At 48.8% G+C, this 9,550-nt stretch carries 5 protein-coding genes and 1 pseudogene; 5 read left to right on the forward strand and 1 reads right to left on the reverse strand.

Annotated features, from left to right (window positions below):
• Nucleotides 1–857: 857 nt before the first annotated feature.
• Complete coding sequence (locus tag MES37_RS21895) at nt 858–1,124, forward strand: helix-turn-helix domain-containing protein (RefSeq protein WP_237932641.1); 267 nt, start codon at nt 858–860, stop codon at nt 1,122–1,124.
• Between the two features lie 40 nt (nt 1,125–1,164).
• Here MES37_RS21895 and MES37_RS21900 read toward each other — a convergent pair.
• Nucleotides 1,165–2,096 (reverse strand): annotated as a pseudogene (locus MES37_RS21900) (IS5 family transposase).
• Between the two features lie 225 nt (nt 2,097–2,321).
• Between MES37_RS21900 and MES37_RS21905 the strand changes: the two are divergent.
• The 4 genes from MES37_RS21905 to pglX all read left to right on the forward strand — a co-directional run.
• Nucleotides 2,322–2,939 (forward strand): DUF1819 family protein, encoded by a 618-nt coding sequence (locus MES37_RS21905; RefSeq protein WP_237932642.1) that lies wholly within the window; start codon nt 2,322–2,324, stop codon nt 2,937–2,939.
• Nucleotides 2,936–3,538 (forward strand): DUF1788 domain-containing protein, encoded by a 603-nt coding sequence (locus MES37_RS21910; RefSeq protein WP_237932644.1) that lies wholly within the window; start codon nt 2,936–2,938, stop codon nt 3,536–3,538. Before MES37_RS21905 ends, MES37_RS21910 begins: the two co-directional genes overlap by 4 nt.
• A gap of 12 nt (nt 3,539–3,550) precedes the next feature.
• Nucleotides 3,551–7,159 carry a BREX system P-loop protein BrxC gene (brxC, locus tag MES37_RS21915; RefSeq protein ID WP_237932645.1) on the forward strand — a complete coding sequence of 1,203 codons (3,609 nt, stop codon included), beginning with the start codon at nt 3,551–3,553 and terminating at the stop codon, nt 7,157–7,159.
• A gap of 47 nt (nt 7,160–7,206) precedes the next feature.
• On the forward strand, nt 7,207–9,550 hold a 2,344-nt coding region (gene pglX / locus MES37_RS21920), incomplete at its 3' end, for a BREX-1 system adenine-specific DNA-methyltransferase PglX (RefSeq protein WP_237932646.1).

The raw sequence follows: 9,550 nt of genomic DNA on the forward strand, positions 1-9,550 counted from the left end.
TTGTTCACATGTTCCGTGTCGATGGAGGCGCATTATAGGGAGTTCTGCTGAGGCTGCAAGCCTAAATATGCAGTAATTTTACTGACTGCTGCATTCCACAGCAAAACCCCGCCTTATACGCAGTTGTTCACAAAGTTATCCACAAAAATTATCGACTCCCCTTGATAAACTCACCTCAAAGTCAGTAATAACGTCATCAGCAACACCAGAAACGCCCCATGAAGACGCATTTTTCTGCCTCACCGCTCGTTTATATCCTCCGCGAAGCCGAGGTTAGCGTTCCTAACCGCGAGATCTGCCTTAAACATGCCATCTCCTGTTCTTCCTTCTATATATAGGAAGGTGTAAGAAGTTTGGCGACATGGAGAGCAAAGCTTTTGATGGCGGCAGCATCATGCGTGAATGTATCCGGTCTTTCTCAAGTGAAGGGTTGTTACTGCCGAGCCACGATGAACCCCACACGCATCGTTCCTTTATAAGTACACTTCGGGCTTTCGGTACTACCTGCTTTCGGACTCCGTCGATTCGCAGATGTGTTATCAGCTTAAACACAGCAAACCAGTGAAACGTATGCGAACTGGTTTACCTATATAAATGTACGCTGCAAGATGATGTCTTTGTCGACCTGTTCGTGAACTGCGTGATGGGTGCCTGGCACGTAATAAAGAAGGAAATCGTTAAGCCGGGGATTTTCACAGGAAACCCGGCTTTGGTGTTGCGGAAGGATTGGCTTTTCTTGATTCTTTAGTTCCATCCAGGAGCGACTACGAACTCCGTAGTATCCAGCGTTTTACTGTCCCTCTAAATTACCCATCTACTTAACAAGAATCGTTATTGGTGTAAGAACGGAGGGAATCATGACTAATGGTTGGCATCAGGCAGATATCATCGCTGGTTTACGAAAGAAAGGTACGTCGCTGGCAGCACTTTCGCGAGCGGCTGGTTTGAGTTCATCTACGCTGGCGAACGCTTTAACGCGACCCTGGCCGAAAGGGGAATTTTTGATAGCCGAGGCGCTTGGAGTGCATCCAAGTGAGATTTGGCCGGAAAGGTATTTTGGGGAAGATGGGAAGCCGTTTGATCGAGCGAGTTTAATTAGAAAAGCGAGAGTCTTTGTTGAATAAATCAGATTTAGGCAAAATAGTCCCCTGATCTGGCGATGTATCAAGCAACACGCACACTTTGTGGCACACCTGCCCGCGTCATTTTGTTTAATGCACGGATCATAGCCATAGCCTCCCCGACCTGGGCATCATAGTCCCGTAGCGTCAGATGGCCACCGAATAGTTGCTTTATACGATACATCGCAGTTTCGGCTACCGAACGACGGTTGTAAGCTGTGTTCCATTTCCAGTATTCATTGCTCCCCGTAAGGAGTTGCCGGGTCACCGCCTGATTCCGGTCAGCATACTCCGGCGGCCAGTAACCCGCCCGGGTTCTGGGCGGGATCAACGCCTTAATTTTCTTACGTCGTAACTCATCGTGGCACAGCCTCGTGTCGTAAGCACCGTCGGCTGAAACCACTCTGATTTTACGGTGAGTCTGCCGGATAAGCTTCGGGAAGGCTTCCGAATCGGTGACGTTGCTCAGGGAGAGGTCAGCACAAATCACTTCGTGTGTATCGGCGTCCACAGCCAGGTGCAGTTTTCGCCAGACGCGGCGTTTTTCCTGACCGTGTTTTTTCACTACCCACTCGCCTTCGCCGAACACTGTCAGCCCGGTGGAATTGATAACCAGATGGGCAATTTCGCCGCGTGTCGGGGTTTTGAAACGGACATTCACGGACCTCGCTCGCTTACTGACGCAGGTATAATCCGGACAGCGAAGTGGCACGTTCATCAGCTTAAAAATCGAATCAATAAAGCCCTGTACAGCCCGCAACGTGAGGCAGAACAGACGTTTAAGCATCAGTGCGGTAGTGCGGTAGTGATGGCCATATCGGAATAGTGTTGCGGGCGACCCCGTGAGGACGGAGTAGTGGTGTCATACCAGACCTGAATTGTCGACTCGTCAAGCCAGAATGTGAGCGAACCGCGATTGATCAGTGCCTTGTTGTAGGCTGTCCAGTTGGTGATTTTGAACTTTTGCTTTGCCACTGCGTACAAGGATGTCGTCAGAAAGATAGAGATCTGATCCCGATGACGACCAAAAGTTCGATTTATTCAACAAATCCCCTATGACATCAAATGGTTAGTCACCTCCATGTTTGTGACAGCACTCATACAGTGAACGTATATTGTGCTGACCATAGTCATAGCTTCTCCCGTGCATGCCGATTACAATCATTACTTGATTTTTGCGAGCAGCATTCCGGATTTTTGATGACAAATACCATGATAAAAAATGATAAACGCTGGATTGGCGATCTGCTGGGCGGCTCGCTGATGGTTCGTGAGAGCAGGATTATTGCTGAGCTGCTGCTTTCTGAACCAGACGAAACGACCTGGCAACAGCAAATAATCGATGAAAATATCCTTCAGGCATCCTCCACCAGCACGGCGAATCGCTATGCCAGAACAGTAAAACTTCGACTAATGACGCTGGATCGCGAGTGCTGGCAACTGATTGCCGATGGGAGTGAAAGTGAACGTCTGCAAATGCTGCTAGTGGCTCTAATGATTCAGTCGCCGATTGTCGCGGATTTTATGGCTGATGTCGTGAACCCGGCACGCCAGCAGTTTAAAGAAAAGCTTGGTATAAATTGCTGGAGTGAGTTTGTTGATGAGAATCTTCGTTTGCACCCCGAACTGGGGGCTTTTTCTGATTCCTCTATTCAAAAAATGGGCAATAACCTGATTAAGGCCCTCGCAGAAGCCGGATACCTGGACACCCCACGCCGTCGCAATCTTCAAACAGTTTTCCTGTTACCTGATGTCGCTGCGGCGTTGCATCGATTAAACAAAGCAGAACTACTACCAATCCTGGAGGGTAATGCATGAATGACCCAATCCTTGATTACCGTTTAAAGCAGTTAGAAGAACGCATCGGCGACGACCGTTTTTTAAAAAACCAGGGCTCCGGTAATGAGATTGGCTTCTGGATTTTTGATTATCCGGCACAGCAGGAGCTGCAGGTACGTGAGTACCTGGCGTTTCTTTTTAAGAAACTAGACAAAAAATACACCTTCACCCAGTTGAATATTTTTCAGGTCATCATTGACATGCTGGAAGAGCGCAAGCTATTCGAGCGTATCTGCCAGCGTGAACCTGAACTTGGGCTGGAAACGTTGAAAAAGCATCTGGCAGCGCCGCTCAGCCAGAAAAAGATCGCTGAATATATTGCCCGTACGGTAGATCTTCCCTCGCAGCAATTTGTCGTTCTGACGGGGCTCGGCAACGCCTGGCCTTTGGTGCGCGGGCATGAACTCATGAGTGCGTTACAGGATGTAATGGGTTTTACGCCACTTCTGATGTTCTATCCTGGCAATTACAGCGGATATGACTTGTCTCCGCTAGCTGGCATTAACTCCCGTAACTATTACCGAGCCTTCAGACTGGTACCCGAAACCGGTCCTGCGGCGACTTTGAACCCTCGTTAAAAGACGACAGCAATGAATATTGAACAGATTTTCGAAAAACCGCTAAAACGTAATATTAACGGCGTGGTTAAAGCCGAGCAGACCGATGACGAAAGTGCCTGGGTTGAACTGGATGAGTATGTCATCACCCGTGAGCTGGACGGCCACCTACGCCAGTTTTTCGAGGTGTACGCCCCCGCCACAGGCCCCGGTAGGTTGCAACTTGCCGATAAGATGGGTGTTTGGGTTTCCGGCTTCTTTGGCTCCGGTAAATCTCACTTCATTAAAATCCTTTCTTATTTGTTGGCGAACCGCGAGGTCAGCCACAATGGCGTAACACGCAATGCGCTCTCTTTCTTTGAAGAGAAAATCGACGATGCACTGTTATTGGCCGATATTCGCAAAGCGGTTCAACACCCAACCGATGTGGTGCTGTTCAATATTGACTCGCGCGCAAACGTTGAAGATGGCGTTGATGCGATCCTAAAAGTTTTCCTGAAAGTCTTTAACGAATTGGCAGGCTATTGCGGGGACTTCCCGCACATTGCACATCTGGAACGCGAGCTCGATAAACGCGATCAGTTTGATACGTTTAAAGCCGCCTTTGCCGACATTACCGGTTCTCGCTGGGAAGATGAACGCGATGTCTATCTGATGATCAACGATCAGATGGCGCAGGCATTAAGCATCGCAACCAAACAGAGTGAGGAGTCCTCACGCCAGTGGATCGAACAACTGGATAAGAACTTCCCGTTGGATATTAAGAACTTCTGTACGTGGGTGAAAGAGTGGCTCGATATCCAGGGCAACCGTAACATTCTGTTTATGGTCGATGAGGTTGGTCAGTTCATTGGCAAAGATGCCCAGATGATGCTGAAACTGCAAACTATCACCGAAAACCTGGGCGTTATCTGCGGCGGCCGTGCATGGGTGATTGTGACATCTCAGGCTGACATCAATGCCGCGATTGGCGGTATGAGTAGCCGCGACGGTCAGGACTTCTCCAAAATTCAAGGGCGTTTCTCTACCCGTTTACAGCTCTCCAGTTCCAATACTTCTGAAGTTATCCAGAAACGACTGTTGGTGAAAACCGACGCGGCAAAACCGGCGCTGGAAGCCGTCTGGCAGGAAAAAGGCGACATTCTTCGTAACCAGTTGGCGTTCGACACAACAACCACAGCCACGCTGCGCGCTTACTCCAACAGCAAAGAATTCGTTGATAACTACCCGTTTGTGCCATGGCACTACCAGATCCTACAAAAGGTCTTTGAATCGATCCGTACCAAAGGGGCTGCGGGTAAGCAGCTGGCAATGGGGGAACGCTCTCTGCTGGATGCCTTCCAGTCAGCAGCTGTGCAAATCTCTGCCGATGGACTGGACAGCCTAGTCCCGTTCTGGCGTTTCTATTCCGCGATTGAAAGTTTCCTGGAGCCTGCAGTCAGCCGCACCATTATTCAGGCCTGCCAGTCTCCGTCACTGACGGAATTTGACGGCAAACTGTTGAAGACGCTGTTCCTGATCCGCTACGTTGACGTGCTGAAAAGTACTCTTGATAACCTCGTAACGCTCTCCATCGATCGTATTGATACTGATAAAGTGGAACTACGTCGACAGATTGAAGCCAGCCTTAATCGTCTGCAGGCTGAGATGCTGATCTCGCGTATTGATGACAAATTCGTTTTCCTCACCAATGAAGAAAAAGAGATCGAAAATGAAATCCGCAATATCGACATTGAGTTCACCACCATCAATAAACAGCTCTCGACCATCATTTTTGACGAGATCCTGAAGAACAAAAAGTACCGTTATCCGGCGAACAAGCAGGATTTTGATATCAGTCGTTTCTGTAACGGACACCCGCTGGATGGCGCGAATCTCAACGATCTGGTGGTTAAAGTCCTTACGCCGCTGGATTCGAACTACGAAAGCTATAGAAGTGCACATTCTAACAGTCTGCTGATGACGGACAGTAAAGACTGCATTCTGATTTGTTTGCCTGATGAAGCTCGTACCTGGCAAGACCTGACCATGTATGCACAGACCAAATCTTTCCTCAGTAAGCAAAGTGGGCAACGCCCAGAGCAAGCAACGCTGTTGGCCGAAAAGGGTCGTGAAAATGGCATGCGCGAAAAAACACTCAAAACGCAGATTGAATCCCTTTTGGCTCAGGCCGATGTCTGGGCGTTGGGGGAACGGCTGGATAAAAAATCCTCTTCGCCGTCGACGATTGTTGATGCCGCCTGCAGCTATGTAATCGAAAACAGTTTCTCCAAACTTAAAATGTTGCGTCTCAGCACCGGGGATGTAAACCGTGAGACCCATGCATTGCTGACGGTAGAAAATGATACGCAGCTTGATTTGGGAGAAATGGAAGAGTCTAACCCGGAGGCGATGCGTGAAGTGGATAACTGGATCAGCATGAGTATTGATACTCACAAGCCAGTTTATCTGCGAGACATTCTCACCACGTTTGGCCGTCGCCCATTTGGCTGGCCGGAAGATGAAGTCAAACTGCTGGTGGCTCGACTGGCGCGTAGCGGAAAATACAGTTTCAACTTACAGGGTAGCGAAATCGCTCTGAAACAGGCGTGGGATGCGTTTAATAATTCACGTCGCTACAGTGATTTACGACTACTTAAAATTCGTCGCCATGACGAAGCGCAGTTAACCAAAGCCGCGCAGTTGATGGCCGACATTGCCGGGGAACCCTTCAACGAGCGTGAAGAGCAGTCGCTGGTGTCCCATATTCGCGAATTGTTTGGCCGCTGGAAGAGTGAACTGACTGTCTTTAAAACCAGATCCGAGAGCGGGCAAAATCCCGGGCGCAAAGAGATTGAAGAAGGTCTGGTATTGCTGAACGGGATTCTCAGTGAGAAAGAAGAGTATGCCGTTATTGAAAAAGTTACCGCTGCGGCTGAAGACCTCGAAGATTTTGCAGAAGACTGGGACGATCTGGTCAGCTTCTATAAGAACCAGTATGCGACCTGGCAACGTCTCAGTGCCGCGTTGAACGGCAGTTTTAAAGCTAACCGTAATGCGCTGGAAAAAGATGATACCGCCCAAAATACACTTAGGGAACTGGAGGCTATATACGGAAAGCCACGGCCTTACGGTGAACTGCATCGTATTATCCCGCTGATTGAAACCGTTGAGTCTGTTAACCAGCGTCTGGTGGAAGAATACCGCAACCGTGCGCTTATGCAGATGACCAACCACATTGAAGATCTGAAGCAGAGCATGCAGGAGATGCACGTTCCTGCTGATTTGCAGCATACGCTCTTGCATCCAATGCAGCAGTCGCGCAAAAAAGTGGAGCAAAACGGTCTAATCCCTCAAATCATGGACGAACAGTCTGAGGTACGTGCGCTTTTGCTTAAAGCGAACGAGCGCCTGAATGCCTGGGTTGAAGAGCAGCGTAAAAAAGAACCAAAACCAGAGCCTGAAACGGGAGGCGTAGTGCCACCTCCTGAGCTCAAACCGAAGCTTAAAAAAACCATCTACGTCAATACGCGTAAAACGATGGAACGAGCTGCCGGTGTGACAACACTGGATAACGTCGAACAGGTCGACAAAGCGCTGGAACAATTACGTAAAACTCTCATGGATGCCATTAACGCAGGCGAGCGCGTCCAGCTTCAGTAATTTCTCCATTTCAGGGCAGGCGCTGTCTGCCCTATTCAGGACTTCACATGAATACGTCAAACATAAAAAAATACGCCCCAGTGGCACGTAAACAGTTCCGCGATGCGGTCATGCAAAAATTGACCACGCTGGGTATTGAGGCCGATAAAAAAGGCAATCTGCAAATTTCGCAGGCGACAGATCTTGGCGACAGCGTGCGGTACGGTCAGTTCACGCTGGAAAAATCACTAACGGCACGTCGTGAACGCCTGGTTAAACGAGCAGAAAAACAGGGTTACGAGGTGCTGGTAGAGCACATCGCTTACACCTGGTTTAACCGCTTCTGCGCCATCCGTTATATGGAGTTGCATAGTTATCTGGATCACGGCTTCCGTATGCTGTCTCATCCGACTCTGGAAGGCGGTTTTGAGGTGCTGGATCATGTACCGGAAGTGGCGGATTCTCTGGGGCTGGACAAATCGCGCCTGGTGGAAATGAAGCTTGCTGGCGATCGTGACGAAGAGCTGTATCGTGAACTGCTGCTTGCCCAATGCCATACCCTTCAGGGCGCTATGCCCTTCCTGTTCGAAGCCGTCAACGATGATATCGAGCTGGTACTGCCGGACAACCTGACCCGTACCGACTCCATTCTGCGTGGGATGGTAGATACCATTCCTGAAGAAGACTGGGCGCAGGTCGAAGTGATAGGCTGGCTGTATCAGTTCTACATCTCCGAGAAAAAAGATGACGTGATCGGCAAGGTAGTGAAGAGCGAAGATATTCCCGCAGCCACCCAGCTGTTTACCCCGAACTGGATTGTACAGTACCTGGTGCAGAACTCGGTGGGCCGCCAGTGGCTGCAAACCTACCCGGATTCTGAGCTGAAAGGCAAAATGCCCTACTACATTGAGCCAGCAGAACAGACACCAGAAGTTCAGGCTCAGCTGGCTGTAATTACTCCATCCAGCATTGAACCAGAAAGCATCAAAGTGCTGGACCCGGCCTGTGGCTCCGGGCATATCCTGACCGAAGCCTATAATGTGCTGAAAGCGATTTACGAAGAGCGCGGCTACCGTACCCGTGATATTCCACAGTTGATTCTGGAAAACAATATCTTCGGACTGGACATTGACGACCGTGCCGCGCAGCTTTCCGGTTTTGCGATGCTGATGCTGGCGCGCCAGGATGACCGCCGTATTCTGACCCGCAGCGTGCGGCTGAATATCGTATCCCTACAGGAAAGCAAACTGGATATTGCTGAGCTGTGGAGCAAGCTGAACTTCCACCAGCAAGTGCAGCGCGGCAGCATGGGAGATATGTTTGCTGAAGGGACGGCACTGGCCAACACCGACAGCGCAGAATATAAGCTGCTGATGCGTACGTTGGCGTTGTTTACCAGTGCAAAAACGCTGGGGTCGTTGATTCAGGTTCCACATGAAGATGAAGCGGCGCTGAAAGCGTTTCTGGATGGGTTGTATCGCCTGGCGGTTGAAGGTGATATTCAGCAGAAAGAAGCGGCGGCAGAACTTATTCCATATATTCAGCAGGCGTGGATTTTGGCGCAGCGCTATGATGCGGTGGTAGCGAACCCGCCGTATATGGGTGGGAAAGGAATGAATGGCGAGCTGAAAGAGTTTGCCAAAAAACAATTCCCGGACAGTAAGTCAGATTTGTTTGCGATGTTTATTGAGCGTGGTTTTGCTTGGCTCAAAGATGCTGCGTTTAACTCAATGGTGACTATGCAATCATGGATGTTTTTGTCTAGCTACGAAAATATGCGTGCGAATGTATTGGATAAATACACTATTGAAACGATGGTACATATGGGCAATGGCGTTATGAAAATTGCCTTTGGTACCAATGCGACAGTATTTAGAAATGTTCAGATTCCTTCTTATCAAGGGGCATTCTCTTATACTGAGAATGACGATATCAATGATGAAGGATATCCAAAAGAGTTTCCGATTAAAAATGATCGTCTAAAAACTGCCGCTGCCGATGACTTCAAAAAAATCCCTGGTTCTCCAATTGCTTATTGGGTTAATGATATTACACTGAAGGCTTATGATAACCATTTACTTTCAAAGCATTTGATATCTGATGGAGCAGTAAAAACAGGCAATAATGATTTATTTATTAGATATTTGTGGGAAGTGTCAAGAGATAGAATCAACCCTAGAAATGGTTGGCGCTTGCATCCTAAAGGAGGCGAATTTAGACGTTGGTTTGGAAATGTTGAGAATGTTGTTAATTGGAGTGACGATGCAAGAAACCATTACAAAAATGATTTTATCGCACGAATTCTTGACGAAAAATACTGGGACATGGTGGGCGTTTCTTGGTCTGCAATTAGCAGTAGTAGAGCATCCTTTCGAATTCTAGAGGAAGATTACATAGCAAACAATGCTGCAC

Origin of the sequence: Buttiauxella sp. S19-1 (assembly GCF_022134725.1) — a bacterium.
GTDB lineage: Bacteria > Pseudomonadota > Gammaproteobacteria > Enterobacterales > Enterobacteriaceae > Buttiauxella > Buttiauxella ferragutiae.